The organism is Kluyvera sichuanensis, assembly GCF_040930405.1.
In the GTDB taxonomy this organism is placed as follows: Bacteria; Pseudomonadota; Gammaproteobacteria; order Enterobacterales; family Enterobacteriaceae; genus Kluyvera; species Kluyvera sichuanensis.
The window spans coordinates 4,900,557-4,916,444 of the sequence record NZ_CP162271.1; the positions used below are offsets into that span (position 1 = coordinate 4,900,557).

Annotated in this window: 14 protein-coding genes; 2 read left to right on the plus strand and 12 right to left on the minus strand. The window is 57.0% G+C overall.

From position 1 onward, the window contains the following. Nucleotides 1-14: 14 nt before the first annotated feature. The 8 genes from AB2B48_RS23275 to AB2B48_RS23310 all read right to left on the minus strand — a co-directional run bounded on the left by AB2B48_RS23275 (nucleotide 15) and on the right by AB2B48_RS23310 (nucleotide 9,342). On the minus strand, nucleotides 15-1,379 hold the full coding sequence (locus tag AB2B48_RS23275; RefSeq protein ID WP_368300384.1) for an MFS transporter: 1,365 nt from the start codon (nucleotides 1,377-1,379) through the stop codon (nucleotides 15-17). Nucleotides 1,380-1,537: 158 nt separating this feature from the next. Beyond that, nucleotides 1,538-2,557, minus strand: a complete 1,020-nt coding sequence (locus tag AB2B48_RS23280; RefSeq protein WP_368300385.1) for a Gfo/Idh/MocA family protein — start codon at nucleotides 2,555-2,557, stop codon at nucleotides 1,538-1,540. Beyond that, nucleotides 2,554-3,918 (minus strand): MFS transporter, encoded by a 1,365-nt coding sequence (locus AB2B48_RS23285; RefSeq protein WP_368300386.1) that lies wholly within the window; start codon nucleotides 3,916-3,918, stop codon nucleotides 2,554-2,556. Before AB2B48_RS23285 ends, AB2B48_RS23280 begins: the two co-directional genes overlap by 4 nt. A gap of 13 nt (nucleotides 3,919-3,931) precedes the next feature. Next, complete coding sequence (locus AB2B48_RS23290; RefSeq protein ID WP_368300387.1) at nucleotides 3,932-4,735, minus strand: sugar phosphate isomerase/epimerase family protein; 804 nt, start codon at nucleotides 4,733-4,735, stop codon at nucleotides 3,932-3,934. A gap of 72 nt (nucleotides 4,736-4,807) precedes the next feature. Continuing rightward, nucleotides 4,808-6,502: an FAD-dependent oxidoreductase gene (locus AB2B48_RS23295; protein WP_368300388.1), complete on the minus strand. Its 1,695-nt coding sequence runs from the start codon at nucleotides 6,500-6,502 to the stop codon at nucleotides 4,808-4,810. 10 nt (nucleotides 6,503-6,512) lie between these two features. Then, the gene (locus tag AB2B48_RS23300) at nucleotides 6,513-6,833 is read right to left on the minus strand and encodes an NIPSNAP family protein (protein ID WP_035894285.1); all 321 of its coding nucleotides are present in this window, start codon (nucleotides 6,831-6,833) and stop codon (nucleotides 6,513-6,515) included. Further along, nucleotides 6,830-8,524 carry an FAD-dependent oxidoreductase gene (locus AB2B48_RS23305; protein WP_368300389.1) on the minus strand — a complete coding sequence of 565 codons (1,695 nt, stop codon included), beginning with the start codon at nucleotides 8,522-8,524 and terminating at the stop codon, nucleotides 6,830-6,832. Before AB2B48_RS23305 ends, AB2B48_RS23300 begins: the two co-directional genes overlap by 4 nt. Further along, complete coding sequence (locus AB2B48_RS23310; protein WP_368300390.1) at nucleotides 8,521-9,342, minus strand: shikimate dehydrogenase family protein; 822 nt, start codon at nucleotides 9,340-9,342, stop codon at nucleotides 8,521-8,523. Before AB2B48_RS23310 ends, AB2B48_RS23305 begins: the two co-directional genes overlap by 4 nt. Before the next feature lie 152 nt (nucleotides 9,343-9,494). Here AB2B48_RS23310 and AB2B48_RS23315 point away from each other — a divergent pair, with 152 nt between their 5' ends. Together AB2B48_RS23315 and AB2B48_RS23320 are read left to right on the plus strand one after the other, a co-directional pair. Continuing rightward, the gene (locus tag AB2B48_RS23315) at nucleotides 9,495-10,253 is read left to right on the plus strand and encodes an IclR family transcriptional regulator domain-containing protein (protein ID WP_368300391.1); all 759 of its coding nucleotides are present in this window, start codon (nucleotides 9,495-9,497) and stop codon (nucleotides 10,251-10,253) included. Nucleotides 10,254-10,633: 380 nt separating this feature from the next. Further along, a protein-coding gene (locus AB2B48_RS23320; protein ID WP_130070613.1) for an IS3 family transposase occupies nucleotides 10,634-11,991 on the plus strand; the annotation gives its coding sequence in 2 pieces (ribosomal slippage) (nucleotides 10,634-11,096 and nucleotides 11,096-11,991; 1,359 coding nt in all). 61 nt (nucleotides 11,992-12,052) lie between these two features. Here the strand turns inward: AB2B48_RS23320 and cyoE are convergent. From cyoE to cyoB, 4 genes are read right to left on the minus strand one after another with little or no spacing between them, the layout of a single operon-like run. Further along, nucleotides 12,053-12,940 (minus strand): heme o synthase, encoded by an 888-nt coding sequence (gene cyoE / locus AB2B48_RS23325; protein WP_185667152.1) that lies wholly within the window; start codon nucleotides 12,938-12,940, stop codon nucleotides 12,053-12,055. 11 nt (nucleotides 12,941-12,951) lie between these two features. Beyond that, a complete protein-coding gene (locus AB2B48_RS23330) occupies nucleotides 12,952-13,281 on the minus strand; it encodes a cytochrome o ubiquinol oxidase subunit IV (protein ID WP_106927992.1) in 330 nt (109 codons plus the stop codon). Further along, complete coding sequence (locus AB2B48_RS23335) at nucleotides 13,281-13,892, minus strand: cytochrome o ubiquinol oxidase subunit III (RefSeq protein ID WP_035894295.1); 612 nt, start codon at nucleotides 13,890-13,892, stop codon at nucleotides 13,281-13,283. Before AB2B48_RS23335 ends, AB2B48_RS23330 begins: the two co-directional genes overlap by 1 nt. After that, nucleotides 13,882-15,873: a cytochrome o ubiquinol oxidase subunit I gene (gene cyoB, locus AB2B48_RS23340; RefSeq protein ID WP_368300392.1), complete on the minus strand. Its 1,992-nt coding sequence runs from the start codon at nucleotides 15,871-15,873 to the stop codon at nucleotides 13,882-13,884. The genes AB2B48_RS23335 and cyoB overlap by 11 nt, the downstream gene beginning before the upstream one ends. Nucleotides 15,874-15,888: the final 15 nt, after the last annotated feature.

Genomic DNA, 15,888 nt, shown 5'->3' on the forward strand with positions numbered 1-15,888 from the left:
CGGGCAGTTTCGTCTTACCTGGCGGATATCGCCTGCTCAACCTCAAAGCGGTTTGTCACTTTGCTGTCAATTTTGATGTAGGCAGAGTGTTCCTGCGCCACCACCAATACCTCTTTCACGCCCTCGGTTGCCAGCAGGCGCTCGCGTAACGCGTCGTCAGCATCGACATCATCCGGGATCTGCACGCGCAGGCTGCTAACGTACGGCGGCTCCTGCATCGTCATCGAAACCAGTAGCCAGACCGTTGCCAGCAGCGCGCCGGCGAGGAACACCGTTTGTGAGTCGAACAGGCCGTCAAGCCAGCCACCCAGCGAGCCGCCGATAGCGACGCCGAGGAACTGGCTGGTGGAGTAAATCCCCATTGCCGTACCTTTGTAGCCCGCCGGAGCCTCTTTGCTGATAAGCGAAGGCAGCAGCGCTTCCATCAGGTTAAACGCAAGGAAGAAAATCTGTACGCCAGCGACCAGTTCCCAGAAGTAGGTACCGGATCCCCACAGCACGATTTCGGCAATCAGCAGCAGGGCGATACACAGCACGAACACGCGCTTCATGCGCCGCTTCACTTCGGCGTAGATGATAAAAGGCACGACCGCGACAAACGAGACGACCATGGTCACCAGATAGATTTTCCAGTGTTCAGCGGCCGGGAAGCCTGCGGACTCCAGTTGACCAGGCAGCGCCACGAAGGTCGACATCAGCAGAATGTGCAGACACATGATGCCGAAGTTTAGCTTCAGCAGCTTCGGCTCCATCAGCACTTTGCTAAAGCAGCCTTTGACCATCCCTGATTCGCGGTTAAGCACGTGGTTTTTGCTGTCCGGCACCACCCAAAGGGTAAGCAAGATGCCCAACGTTGCCAGCCCGGCAATCATCCAGAATAGCGCGTGCAGGCCGAGCTTGTGGGTGATAATCGGGCCCAGCACCATCGCAATCGCAAAGGTGACGCCAAAGCTGACGCCGATAAACGCCATCGCCTTGGTGCGGTTTTGTTCACGGGTCAGGTCGGAAAGTAGCGCCATGACCGCAGCGGCAATCGCGCCCGAGCCCTGCAGCGCGCGGCCGAGGATAATGCCCCAGATAGAATCCGACATCGCCGCAATCACGCTGCCGAGGACGAAAATGGCCAGCCCGCCGACAATCAGCGGTTTGCGGCCAATGCGATCGGAGATAAGGCCAAAGGGAATCTGGAAAACGGCCTGCGCCAGTCCGTAAATACCGATCGCCAGGCCAATCAGCGCTTCGCTTGCGCCCTGTAATGCCATGCCGTATGTGGTCAGAACCGGGAGGACCATAAACATGCCGAGCATACGCAAAGAAAATACGGTCCCTAAACCCCAGGTGGCGCGTAACTCACCCGGCGTCATTTTGTAATCGTTCATTCCCACCTCTATATAAAAGCTGGGAGTAGTGTAGTGCGGGGAGAGGGCAGGGTAAACAGACGCTTAATTAACAAATATTACATTATTGAATCATTTGTGCGGAATAGAGACAGAAACAATCACCCGGCGGCACCAGGGCCGCCGGGTTCAAAGCCTGGTCAGGCGGCTTTCTGCGATATCTGGCGAATGGCGTCGATCACTTTCAGTGAACGCAAAGCATCTGCCGCATCAATGATTGGCTCGGCCTTACCGGCGATCACCTGCAGGAAATGACGCAACTGCAGGATAAAGGGATCGATAGGCTCGACGGCGAGCGTCTCCTGCAGCAGCGGCGCATGCCAGCCGCTTTGTTCACCGTAGCGCCACCAGCGCATTTGCGGAATAGCCAGCGCCCCTTTGCTGCCGGAAATCAGGTAGCAGTTTTCTGGGGTATGGGCGTAAATCGCATTCTCTGCTGCGTTCATCTCCCAGCTCCACGGGCTGACGCCGCAGTCGCTGAGCACCGCGCTGCCGAGTGCTCCGCAGGCAAAGCGCAGGTTGACTACGGCACTGTCTTCGTTGGCGAAACCGCGCCCGGCGTTGCTGGTCATCGCCTGCACTTCCTCAATTTCCCCCAGAAGATAGCGCAGCAGATCGATATCGTGCACCAGATTTACCAGTAGCGGCCCGGCACCCGGTTCACGACGCCAGGCAACGTCAAAGTAGTCATCGGGCTTTTGCAGGATCCAGTGCGCCGAGACCGCCACAATGTTGCCCAGCTCACCGCTGTCGATAAGCGACTTTGCCGCCGCCGTCAGCGCGTTGTGCCGCCGGTGGTGGCCCACCAAAACGGGAACACCATGCTGCGCTGCGGCGTCGACCAGCGCTTGCGCACGTTCTGGCGATTCGGCGACCGGCTTTTCCACCAGCACCGGAATACCGCGCTCGACGCAGGCAATAGCGCACGGCACGTGCAGGGTGTTTGGCGTGGCGTTAATCACTCCTTGTGGATTGACCTGATCCAGCATGTCGTTGATATCGGCATACCACGCTATGCCCAGCGATGTCGCCAGCGCCTGAGCCTGCGGCGACGGATCGGCCAGCGCGACCAGGTCCGCCTCTGGCGTCTGCTGAATGACCTCAATATGCTTGCGGCCGATAGCGCCTGCACCGATGATGGCAAGACGGATGCGATTCATGATGGGCTCCTCAGGGTGGTTGTGACGGTTGGCTTCGCGTTAGTCGGGCTTGCCGCCCAGTAGCCTTTGGCGGCCAGACCGATGACGGTCAGTGCTGCAGGAATGCCGAGGATCAGGAACACCGATTTAAAATCGAGCCCCAGCGCCAGCATTTCCGCACCGGCAAAGGCGCTAAGAATGGCGCCGATTCGCCCGACGCCGTGCATCCAGCTTGAACCGGTCGCACGAGCCTGGGTGGGGTAGAAACGGGCGGAAAGGGCATTCATTCCGGTATTTGCACCGTTAAGGCAGGCGCCGCTGACAAACGCCAGCAGACAAAGCAGCGGGAAGTTCACCCCCGCGTAGCCAATCGCCATGGTGAACAGACCGCCCACGGCGAAGATAAACCCCAGCGCCCGGTGCGGATCGATACGGTCCATCAACCAGCCTGCGAACAACGAGCCGACGGTGCCGCCAGCCTGGTAAATCGCGGTCATTATCGCCGCCTGGCTGACGGTCAGGCCTATCTCTTTCACTAGCGTCGGTAACCAACTGCCGAGGATATAGACCAGAAACAGCCCCATAAAATAGACCAACCAAAGCATCAACGAGCCGAACAGATATTCGCGTGACAGCACAATGCGCATGGCGCTGCTCTTGATGGGTTGCTGGGGCAGAATAAAACTGACATTTTCACTGATCTGGCCGGGAAAAAAACGCTGAAGGATAGCGTGTATTCGCGCGGCGGGAGCCTGCTTAATCACCAGGAAGCGCGCCGATTCCGGCAGTTTCCAGATAAGTACCGGTGCGAATAACAGCGGCAGCACACCGCCCAGCGCCATCAGTGAGTGCCAGCCAAACTCAGGAATAAGCCACGAGGCGGCAAATCCACCGATGGCCGCGCCAAAGGTAAAGCCGCAGAAGATAACGGTGATGATAAACGAGCGCTGGCGCTCCGGCGCGTACTCCGAAACCAGCGTGCTCATATTGGGCATTGCAGCACCCAGCCCTAAACCGGTCATAAAGCGGAAAAAGATCATCTGTTCGATGTTCTGGGAGAACGCCGTGGCGATGGTCCAGAATCCGAAGAAGAAGACGCTGTTGATGATGATTTTTTTGCGCCCTAACCAGTCGGCAAGCGGGCCGGAGAAGAGTGCGCCGAGCGCAAGGCCAATCAGCGCCGTGCTAATAACAAAGCCGAGTTCATGGTTACTGACGCCCCATTCCTGCTTCAGCGTTGGGGCAATAAAACCCATAATGGCGATATCAAAACCGTCCAGCGCAATGACGCAAAAACCGAGAAAAATAACCAGTTTCTGGTAGCGGCTGAGCGGGTTGGTGTTAATTAATTCTCTGACATCCAGGCGTTGTGTCTGTGACATGGCAAGCTCCTGTTTACAGGAAGGATTGTGCAGCGTTAAACAGCAGCTGGGCGCGTTGTTGTGCCGGAAGTGCTCCCTGAGCGCCGGCCAGCGGCACTTCTACCGAGACGGGAATGGTCGGCGGGAGCGCCGCAAGCAGACCGTGGAGATCCAGCTCGCCTTCACCCGGGACACGACGCGCGCTGCGGGCCTGATAAATCAACTCCTGGGTATCCGTGGGAATTCGCGCTGGGGCGTCGCAGAGTTGCATATAGTTCAGTTGCTCTGGTGCGAGTGCACTGAGTGCCTCTAACGACTCGCCTGCTCGCCAGAAGTGAATGGCATCCACCAGAATACCGACGTTGCGCTGCCCGCTGGCGGCAATTAACTTTTGCGCGCTGGCAAGCGTGGGCAGATGAGTCCACGGCATCGGCTCCAGGTTCATGGTCAAGCCGTAGGCTTCCCCTGCCTGTGTCAGTGTCGCCAGGTTCTCCGCGCAGCGAGGAAGGTTATCGTCATTACCGGCAACCAGCACCTGCTGGGCTTCCAGGCGGGCAGCGGTTTCGAGGAACGGATGCAGCGAATCGAGGCTGAAATCCGGCGTCAAGCGCACAATCTCCACGTCGGAGACACGAATACCGGTATCGCGGAGCGCAGCCAGCGTTTCGCGTACCGTACGCGTATCGCCAAGCATGTCGTAATTGGGGTCGTCTGGCGTCGCGGGTAACAGGCGAATGCCAACGTGGCTGTAGCCGGTGAGCGCGGCGATGCGCACCTGTTCCGGCGGTGAAACGTCCAGCACGGTTAGTGCTGCAAGGGAGAGAGAACGCCTATTCATACAGACTCCAGTACAGTTGCAGGTGAGGTTTGTTGTTATGTTTGGCGCCTTTCCCTGGCTAAATGCGTATTTTTAAGATGTTATTTTTGCGGACAGATTTTTCCCCACCAGGTAACCAAAGGTCATGGCGGGGCCCAGCGTGATGCCGCCGCTGGGGTAGAACCCCTGCATCACGCTCGACATATCGTTGCCCACGGCGAACAGGCCGGGGATGGGGTGTTGTTCGGCATCCAGAACGCGCGCCTGTTCGTCGGTTTTCAGGCCGCTGAATGATCCCAGCGAGCCGGGCAGGATGCGTACCCCATAGTAAGGCGGCTGTTTCAACTCACCCAGCGTCGGGCTGGGCTGGTGGCTGGCATCACCCTGCGCACAGTTATAGGCCGATGCGCCGCGCTGGAAGTCGTCATCGCGCCCCTGTCGGGCGAAGCCATTAAAGCGTTCGACGGTATCGCTAAGTACGGAGCCGTCAATGCCGCATTGTTGTGCCAGCGCTTCAAGCGTGTCGGCGCTTTGCAGATAGCCGGTTCGTAGCCAGGCCTTCACCGGGAACGGCGTGGGGCGGGCGTGACCCAGACCGTAACGGTGCAGCGCGCGGCTATCGGCAATCAACCAGGCCACCGGTTTTTCGCCCTCTGGCGTGGCGTCCAGCAGCGCGGCGATAAAGTCGTGGTAGGAGTCGGCCTCATTGACGAAACGCTTGCCGTTACTGCGTACCGCGACAAAACCCGGTTTGGCGCGCTCAACAAGGTGCGGAAACGCCAGCTGTAGCCCGCTGGAAAGCGAGACGCGGGAGACCGGCGCCCACGCCATCGGGTGCTTAAGCGAGCCGTCAAACTGACCGCCTGCGGTTTCGCCAAGACGAATGCCATCGCCCTGATTTCCCGGTGGCGCAGCGGAGAAGTGGCCGTAACCCTGCGCTGCGTGCGGAACCTGCTCGGCCAGTCGCTGTTTATCATGCGGAAAACCACCGCAGGCCAGTACCACCGCGCGGGCCGTAACCTGGATCTCGCCATCATCGCTACTGAGAATGGCGCCGGTCACGCCTTGGGCATCCCTTAATAAACGAGTGACCGGGGCGTTGAGTTGAAAGCTGACGTTAGCGTCGAGCGCTGAGCGTAGAAGACGCGCGACCAACGCGTTGCCGTTGACCAGATGACGGCCGCGTCCGTGGCGCAGGCGTTGCCAGCCGTGACGCGCCAGGCGACGAGCGGCGTACAGCGCCGAACGCGGTGAGCGCGTCGCGTTAAAGAAGTGCGCCATATCCGTACCGCCCGCAATGCCCATGCCGGCAAGGCTGATGGTCTCCAGCGGCGGGCGCAGGCGGTGAAGCCAGTCACCTAGTCCGCGGGCATCGTACGGTTGGGCGGTGACGGAGCGACCACCGGTGGCAAAGCCTGTGTTGTTATGAAAGTCAGGCATTTTGCTACCGGACAGAAACTGCACGGCGGTGTTTTGCCGGAAAAAATTCACCATTTCCGGGCCGTAGCGTAAAAAGGTGCGCAGGCGTGCATCGGCAGGAAGGCCTTCCATCTCGGACTGCAGATAGCTCAGCGGGGCGGCATCGTCTTCTATGATGCCTTCCTCACGGGCCAGCGGGTTTTGCGGGATCCACAGCCAACCGCCCGACCAGGCGCTGGTGCCGCCGATCGTTGACTCTTTTTCGGCAACCAGCACCCGCGCACCGTGCAGTGCGGCGGTGACGGCGGCAGAAAGCCCAGCGGCGCCGGAGCCAATCACCAGCATATCTACCTCTACATGCCTGCTCATGGGAAACTCCTTATTGCAGCGGCGAGAAATCGGTAGGGCGCATCAGCACCGACTCCAGGCGTTCAACCGCTGCCAGTTCGCGGTTTTTCCGCGAGAAGGTCAGCCAGCGCTCGTCCTGGGACATGCGCGCGCGGCGCACCAGACGGTCGTCCAGGCTCTCGTAGGCCCAGATATGCACCACCTGATTGACCACGCCGATTTCAGTAAAGAAAAAGCCAATCAGCTTGCCGAGGTGTTCGGTTTGCACCGCAAAGGCGTCGCTTTTGTACAGCGCCAGCCAGTCGGCCATTTTCAGAGGATTGATGGTGTAGGTGCGTTTTTCGTAGATCATGCTGCTTCTCCTGAAGTGAGTGAGGATGCTTGTGTCATATGCATGGCGGCCAGATAGCCGAAGGTGAGCGCTGGGCCGAGGGTGATGCCTGGGCCGGGGTAGGTGCCCGCCATCATCGAATCCATATCGTTGCCGACCGCATACAGACCGCCAATAGGCTGGCCTTGCTGGTTGATGACCTGCGCGTTGGCGGTAGTGACCAGCCCGCGTGAAGTGCCTAAGTCACCGGTAAAGAGCTTGATGGCATAGAACGGTGCGCTTAACAGCGGCGCGTTGCAGGCGTTCGGACTGTGCGCCGCATCGCCCATCGCGCGGTTATAGCTGTTACCGCCTTTATGAAATTCCGGATCGCTGCCGCTTGCTGCATGCTGGTTGTAGCGGGAAACGGTGTGTTCGAGCTGCTGCGGGTCTATGCCTAACTGCTGTGCCAGTTCGCTTAGGCTTTCGGCCTGATGCAGATAACCGGCGTTCACCAACGCGTCGTTGTTAACCGGTGCCGGGCGTGCCAGCCCCAGGCCATAGCGCTTCATCGCCTGGGCATCGCACAACAGGTAGCATGGGGCGTTTTCCGGCTGCTGCTGCATGGCGCTGGCGAAATGGTGGTAAGAGTTTGATTCGTTGACGAAGCGTACGCCGCGTTGGTTAACCGCGATCACCCCCGGTTTGGCACGGTCGGTAACCAGATGCGGGAAGCGCTCCTCGCTGCCGTCCGGACGTCGCAGTACGGAGACCGGAGCCCAGAAAAAGTTCGACGGTAGATCTGCGCCTTGCCGGGCATCAACGCCAAGTCCCAACTGGAATGCTGCGCCGTCGTTGGTGGCGGGAGACATGGTGTAGTGCTGCTGCGTCGCCGGGCGAAACTGCGGAGCGATGCGCCCGGCGGCAAAACCGCCGGCGGCAAGTACGACGCCACGACGAGCGTGTAATGTCAGCGTTTGGCCATCGCGTTCGATTTCAACCCCGGTCACTCGACCGTTCTGTTCGACCAGCGATTTCACCGTCACGTTAAGTTCCAGCTCCAGCCCTTTACGTAGCGCCAGCGTTGCCATGCGGGCAATCAGCGCGTTGCCCATCGCCAGACGGGTTCCTCGGTGATGTCGCAGACGGTCCCGCCCGTAACGGAGTAGTAGCCTGGCGCAGTGACGGAACGAACGCCACGAGCGGCGCATATCGAGGAAGTGCTGAATATCGACGCGGTTTACCATCATGCCGCCAAACAGCAGCATCCCCGGCGGGGGCGAGCGCAGGGTGGTAAAGTGTTGGCCCAGCTCGCGGCCATCATATTCCACCACTTCCAGCGCGCGGCCAACGTCCACCCCGCCGGGTTCATCCGGATAGTAGTCCGGCGACAGTGGGCGTAGGCTGTATTTCACCGCGCCTTCCTGTTCGAGAAAGGCCAGCGCTTCTCGCCCGGCATGGACAAAGGCGTCAACCATGTCTGGGCGGTAGTTCACTTCGCCAATGATGGTGCGCAGGTAGGTTTTTATTGCTTCTGGCGAGCCGCTTTTTCCAAGGCGACGGGCCTGGTCGGTGTCGTTAATCCACACCGCGCCGCCGGAGATTGCTGACGTCCCGCCAAAATGCGGGGCCTTTTCCAGCATCAGTACCGAGAGACCTTTGCAGCAGGCGGTAACGGCGGCGGCAAAACCCGCCGCGCCGCTGCCAATCACGATCACATCCCAGCTTTTCATGCTGCGGCCTCGTCTGGTTGTTCAATAGCACCGATGAATTGCCCCATCAGCTGCATCTGCGCCAGCGCCATTTCCGGGCCGGTTTGTGTACGGCAACCACGCGCATTGGCAAAGGCCAGCAGCGGGGTGATAACCGGCGCGGTGACGACGTCGGCGACGTGAGTGGCCGCCGTTAATGTCTCCAGCAGATTTTGACTTAGCGGCAGTGCGTCGAAGCCCGCCATGCCAGCGGGAGAACCGTTGACCAACAGATCAATCTCCGAGAGCGAGTCGGGAAGGAGAGTGATATGTACGGTAGGGAAATGGGTGGCTAAACGGTTTTCCAGACGCTGACGACTGGCGTCATCGCGGTCATACAGTGCGAGATGGCTGATACCCGCTTCGCACAGTCCCCAGGCAATAGCGCTGCCGACGCCGCCACAACCGGAAAGCAGGGCGCGTTTACCCGCAGGGTTAAAACCGTGAGCTTCTGCCGCGCGCTGGAAGCCCACGCCGTCCAGCATGTCACCCTCTAAACGGCCGTCTGCCAGCTTGCGCACCACGTTAACGGCGTTGAGATGGCGAGCGCGAGACGTGAGGGTATCAAGCAGCCCGGCAACACGCTGTTTATGCGGTACGGTAACCAGAATGCCGCTCATATTCTGCCAACCGCGCAGGGCATTCAGGTAATCGGCGACGGCTTCCGGCGCGATATCGACCGGGATCATCACCTTGTCCATGCCCTGAGTGGCAAAGTAGCGGTTAAAGTTGTCCGGTGATTTCACCTGGGTAATAGGATGCCCGATAACGGCGACGACTTGAGTAAATCCGCTGACCATTGCTTACCTCGTTTGTTAATAAACTGTTGCTTGAGTATTTCAATGGAAGCAGTGAGCGACAACGCAGAATTCGGACAGGTTGGTTGTTAATCGCACCGGCAGTGCGATAATCGCAGTAATCGACTCCCTCTGTTGCAAAAGTGTGAACAGCTATGCAAAACGAGATTCATCAGCGCGATTTGATCGTCGGGTTGCAAAAAGGGCTGGCGTTGATCCAGCTTTTTTCGAAGGCGAACCCGCGGCTGACGGTGCCGCAGGCGGCGAAAATGAGCGGGTTGACGCAGAGCGCGGCCCGCCGGTTTTTCCTGACGCTGGTGCATGACGGCTATCTGGATACCGACGGGCGCTACTACTGGCTGATGGCGAAAACGCTGCGTCTGGGGCAGGCCTATGTTGATTCCGCGCAGTTCCCGCGTATGGTGCGGCCTATCGTGGAGTACGTGGCTAGCCGCAGCGAAGAACACGCGTCAGTTGGGGTGATTGATGACAACGAGCTGGTCTATATCGCCCGCAGCAAACACACGCCGTTTAACTCAACCTCTGTGCGACTGGGTGAGCGGGTGCCTATTCACTGCACCGCAGGCGGCAGGTTATGGCTGGCTTCGTTGCCGGAAGCGGAGTGTGAAGCTGTACTGCAGCGCGTGACCCGCGAGCAGCGAACGCCTTACACGGTGACGGATGTACCAACATTGATGGAGCGTATCGCGCAGGTACGCCGTCAGGGATACGCCTCTATTGAGCAGGAGTTTGAGATAGGCATGCTGGTGATAGCCGTACCGCTTGCTGATAGGGAAGGGCTGTACTGGGGGGCGTTGAGCTTGACCAGCCACCAGTCGCGCACCTCGCTGGAGGCGATGTGCCGGGATCATCTGGATCTGCTGTATAGCGCCCAGGCGATGCTGGTGGGTTAGTCAGATGAAAAAAATTGGAATGCCTGTCAACAGTACCGTTTCATAGGCTACTTCTCCTTGACCCTAAGGTCGGTAAGAGGCTAACCTAATACTGTTGGGTATTGGGGGCCTCAGATTAATGTTAAGCGTCTTGCCGGACGCTGAATGTTATCTGGGGCTTTTGTCTATCTGCCTTTCGCATCATGCTCAAGACAAACAGTCTCAAGCACCCGCCGCGATTCTATACCTCTTCTCCTCGAATGAACTGCCTGAACGCTGGCCTCGCCGCTATTTAGGAAAACATCAATATTGGGCACTTTTCTTCAGGCAATAAAAAACCCCGCCGAAAGTGAACTGCACCCCAAAAGTTGGACACCCAACGAAGTAAGGTGCAGTTTTTTATGAGCAAGTATTCTCTCAGCTTTAAGATTGAAGTTGTGCAGCACTATCTTTCTGGTCAGGAAGGGCAGCAAGCGACTGCAAAGCGTTTTGGTATCGATCACAGTGCCGTTCGTAAGTGGACTGCAGCCTGGAAGATTCATGGCGAAGCCGGGCTGACAACCCGGCATTTCACCTATTCTCCTGCCTTTAAAGAGTCCGTTATCCTTCATATGCGTGAACACCGGCTTTCTGTTCGCGAAATCTGTGCAAAATTCACTATCCCTGCCTTTTCCACTGTTCGACAGTGGGAACGACTGTATGATGAAGGCGGATTAGAAGCCCTTACTGACAGCCGACGCAGGAAAAAAACGATGCCAGAACGCCCTGAGAATCACCCTGTCCCTCCTTTGCAGGTCCCTCTTGCCCCGGATGAGCGAGAGGAGCTTGAACAACTGCGTGCTGAAGTGGCATATCTAAAAAAGCTGCAAGCCTTACTCAGGGAAAGAGACACGTCAAAACGCGGGATAAAGCGCAGATCGTGAATGAGTTAAGGCCGGAGTTCTCCCTTATACGTCTGTTAAAAGCGGCAGGGCTGGCGAGAAGCACGTTCTACTGGCAACAGGCCAGCGGTAAAAAACCAGACAAATATGCCGGTGATAAGCAGCGTATTTTAACGCTGTTTCATAAACATAAAGGACGTTATGGATACCGGCGGATCACGCTGGCGAGCCGTCGGGAAGGTAGCTTACTGAACCATAAAACGGTTCAGAGGCTAATGAAGGAGTTAGATTTAACCAGTTGTATCAGAAGGAAGAAATACAACTCCTACAGAGGCCGGTACGGGAAAGTTGCGGGTAATGTGCTGAACCGGCAGTTCAGTGCGGATAAGCCCAATCAGAAGTGGGTAACAGATGTCACAGAATTTAAAATCAATGGAGAAAAGCTGTATCTGTCTCCGGTTCTGGATCTGTATAACGGAGAAATAGTTGCGTATGAGATGGCGTCCCGGCCTCTGTTGCCGATGGTGGATGAGATGCTGTCGAAAGCGATGTCGATACTGGGAAAAGACGAATACCCACTACTGCATTCAGATCAGGGCTGGCAGTACCAGATGGCGCATTATCAGAAGCGACTTGAGGAAGGTGGTCTGAAACAGAGCATGTCAAGAAAGGGGAACTGTCACGACAATGCGGTCATGGAAAGCTTCTTTGGTACGCTGAAATCTGAATGTTTTTACCTGTCAGACCATAGAGATATCAGCGAGTTGCGCATGGCTATCGATGACTATATCCACTATTACAACCATGAAAGAATCAAACAGAAACTAAAAGGCCTGAGTCCGGTAGAGTACCGAACCCAGGCCCTGATAGCCGCTTAATATAAACCGTCCAACATTATGGGGTCAGTTCAGAAGCGAGGTTTTTTCAAACGGTGTCTCTTTACCAGACGTAAGTCAGCAGGTTCTGAGAATTCGGCACCATAAAATCAACGGACATCATCACGGAGAGCGCGGTAATGGCGATGATGGAGAAGCCGAACAGCTTGCGCGCCCAGACCTTATCATCTTCCACTTTGTAACCGCGCAGCGCCATGCCAAGCCACCAGACGCTCACTGCGGCGGCAACGATCAGGTATTTATACCCAGCGTAGCCGCCCAGGGAGAGCATCAATGTGGCCAGAGCAAACGCCACGATGTACAGCGTGATGTGGTTTTTCGCCACCGCAATGCCTTTCACCACCGGCAGAACCGGAATGTTCGCTGCCTGATAATCCTTGAAGCGGAAAATCGCGATAGCGTAGGAGTGAGGCATCTGCCACAGGCTGAAGATCGCCAGCAGAATCAGTGCGCCGCTGTCGAAATCACCGGTCACTGCGCAGTAGCCAATCACCGGCGGCGCAGCGCCGGAGAGTGAACCAATCAGCGTGCCGTAAACGGAGTGGCGCTTCATGTACAGGCTGTAAACGCCGACATAAACCACAAACCCCATTACCCCCAGCCAGCAGGCGAGGGGATTGGCGCCGAACCACAGCAGCATGAAGCCAGCGAGACCCAGCAAGGTGGCGTAGACCAGTGACGTTTTTGGCGCAATCAGTCCCTTAACCAGCACTCGGTTCTTCGTTCGCTCCATCTTACGGTCGATGTCACGATCGATATAGTTGTTGAAAACACAACCCGAGGCGACCACCAGGGACACGCCGATCAACGTCCAGGCGAACAGCGGATAGTCGATGTGACCTTTGGAGGCCAGCAGGAAACCGCCGATCACGGAGATCAGGTTGCCAAAAATGATGCCAGGCTTCGTTACTTGCAGGTATCGCTTAAACATACTCGCCGCTCTTAGTGAACCATCATGTTGTAGTTCAGGTTCCACATAATCCAGATGGAGCCCACCACCACGATGGCAATGATTATCACGGTAAAGACAAACGCGGTCAGGTTCCAGCCTTCGTCAGACTTGCTGTTCATGTGCAGGAAGTACACCAGGTGCACCACAATCTGCACAACAGCGGTGACCAGAATGGTCCCCAGAATCGCCGCATGCGACGCGCTGCCGGTCATCACCATCCAGAACGGGATCACCGTCAGGATGATAGACAGGATGAAACCTGTCATGTACGACTTCACGCTGCCGTGGGATGCGCCGCTGTGATCGTTAGAATGACTCATTACATTGCCCCCATCAGGTAAACAACGGAGAACACACAGATCCACACTACGTCCAGGAAGTGCCAGAACAGGCTCAGGCACAGGATACGAGTACGGTTAGTGCTGGTCAGGCCGCGGCGGGAAATCTGCACCATCAGCACGGCCATCCAGATAAGACCGGAGGTGACGTGCAGACCGTGAGTCCCTACCAGTGCGAAGAACGCTGACAGGAAGCCGCTGCGATCCGGGCCCATACCTTCAACAATCAGGTGATGGAATTCATAGATTTCCATCGCGATGAACCCTGCACCAAAGAGGAAGGTCAGGGCGAGCCAGGAAACAACCTGGCTCTTGTTGTTTTTGTACATGGCGATAGCCGCCATGCCGTAGGTGATGGAGCTGAACAGCAGCAGTGCGGTTTCAACCAGAACGAACGGCAGCTCGAAGATATCTTTACCCGCCGGGCCGCCAGCCGTGCCGTTCACCAGAACGGCATAGGTAGCGAACAGGGTGGCGAAGATGATGCAGTCGCTCATCAGGTAGATCCAGAAGCCGAAGATCTTCATCGGCCCTGTATCGTGGTGCCCGTGTTCGTGCGCGTGGGCGTTATGCGCCAGAGTATCAGTTGCCATTTTTCAGCCCTGCCTTAGAAATCTCATCGAAATGCTGATTTTCCAGTTTTTCGACTTCTGCAACCGGCACGTAGTAATCCACGTCCTCGTCAAAGCTTTTGATAATCCAGGTGATCACGATGCCTGCGAAGCTAGCAATCGCCAACCACCAGATATGCCAGATCATGGCGAAACCAAAGATGGTTGCGAAGGCGGCAATCACAATGCCCGCGCCGCTGTTTTTCGGCATATGAATTTCTTCATAGTGAGCCGGCTGCTTGTACGCTTCGCCTTTCTCTTTCATTTCCCAGAATGCATCGCGTTCGTGAATCTGCGGCACAATGGCAAAGTTGTAGAACGGAGGAGGGGAAGAGGTTGCCCACTCCAGCGTACGGCCGCCCCATGGGTCACCGGTCAGGTCACGGTTCTGCTCGCGGTCGCGAATAGAGACGTAGAACTGAATCAGCTGGCACAGGATACCGCAGGCAATCAGCGCCGCACCGCATGCTGCAACAACCAGCATTGGGTGGAACTGCGGGTCAATCTGCTGGCTCAGGCGACGGGTCATACCCATGAAGCCCAGCACGTACAGCGGCATGAATGCGACGAAGAAGCCGATGATCCAGAACCAGAAGGCACGGATGCCCCAGGTTTCGTTCAGCGTGAAGCCAAAGGCTTTCGGCCACCAGTAGGTCAGACCTGCGAAGCAACCAAATACGACGCCGCCGATGATAACGTTATGGAAGTGCGCAATCAGGAACAGGCTGTTGTGCAGCACGAAGTCCGCACCCGGCACTGCCAGCAGAACGCCGGTCATACCGCCGACCGAGAAGGTCACGATAAAGCCGATGGTCCACATCATTGCTGAGTTGAAGACGATACGCCCCTGATACATGGTGAACAGCCAGTTGAAGATCTTCACCCCGGTAGGGATGGCGATGATCATCGTGGTAATACCGAAGAAGGCGTTTACGTTCGCGCCCGCACCCATGGTGAAGAAGTGGTGCAGCCAAACGATGAACGACAGGATGGTAATACACACGGTCGCCCACACCAGTGAGGTGTAACCGAACAGGCGTTTACGCGAGAAGGTTGCTGCAACTTCAGAGAACACACCGAAGACAGGCAGAACCAGAATGTACACTTCCGGGTGACCCCAGGCCCAAATCAGGTTGATGTACATCATCATGTTGCCGCCCATATCGTTGGTAAAGAAATGGGTGCCCAGATAGCGATCCAGGGTCAGCAGCGCGATGGTAACCGTCAGAATTGGGAAGGAGGCGATAATCAGGATGTTGGCGCACAGAGATGCCCAGGTAAATACCGGCATCTTGAACATCGTCATTCCTGGTGCACGCATCTTGATGATGGTCACGAAGAAGTTAATACCAGTCAGCGTTGTACCAATACCGGAGAGCTGCAGCGCCCAAATCCAGTAATCGACACCTACGCCCGGACTGTACTCAATTCCCGAGAGTGGCGGATAGGCCAGCCAACCGGTCTGAGCAAATTCACCAACGCCCAGGGACAGGTTAACCAGAACCACACCGACAACGGTGAACCAGAAGCTCAGGTTGTTCAGGAATGGGAACGCTACGTCGCGCGCACCGATCTGCAGTGGAACCACCAGGTTCATCAGACCGATAACGAACGGCATCGCCACGAAGAAGATCATGATGACGCCGTGGGCGGTAAAGATCTGGTCGTAGTGATGCGGTGGTAGGAACCCAGCTTCCCCGGCCGAGGCCAGAACCTGCTGGCTACGCATCATCACGGCATCGGCAAAGCCACGCAGCAGCATGACGATAGCAACGATGACATACATGATGCCCAGTTTTTTGTGGTCGACGGAGGTCAGCCACTCGTTCCATAGATAGGACCACTTACCAAAGTAAGTGATGGCCGCCAGGAGAGCGAGTCCCCCGACGATAATGGCAGCCACCGTAACCACGATAATGGGTTCGTGGTAGGGCACTGCATCCAGTGTCAGTTTTCCGAACATCGTATTCTTCCTCGG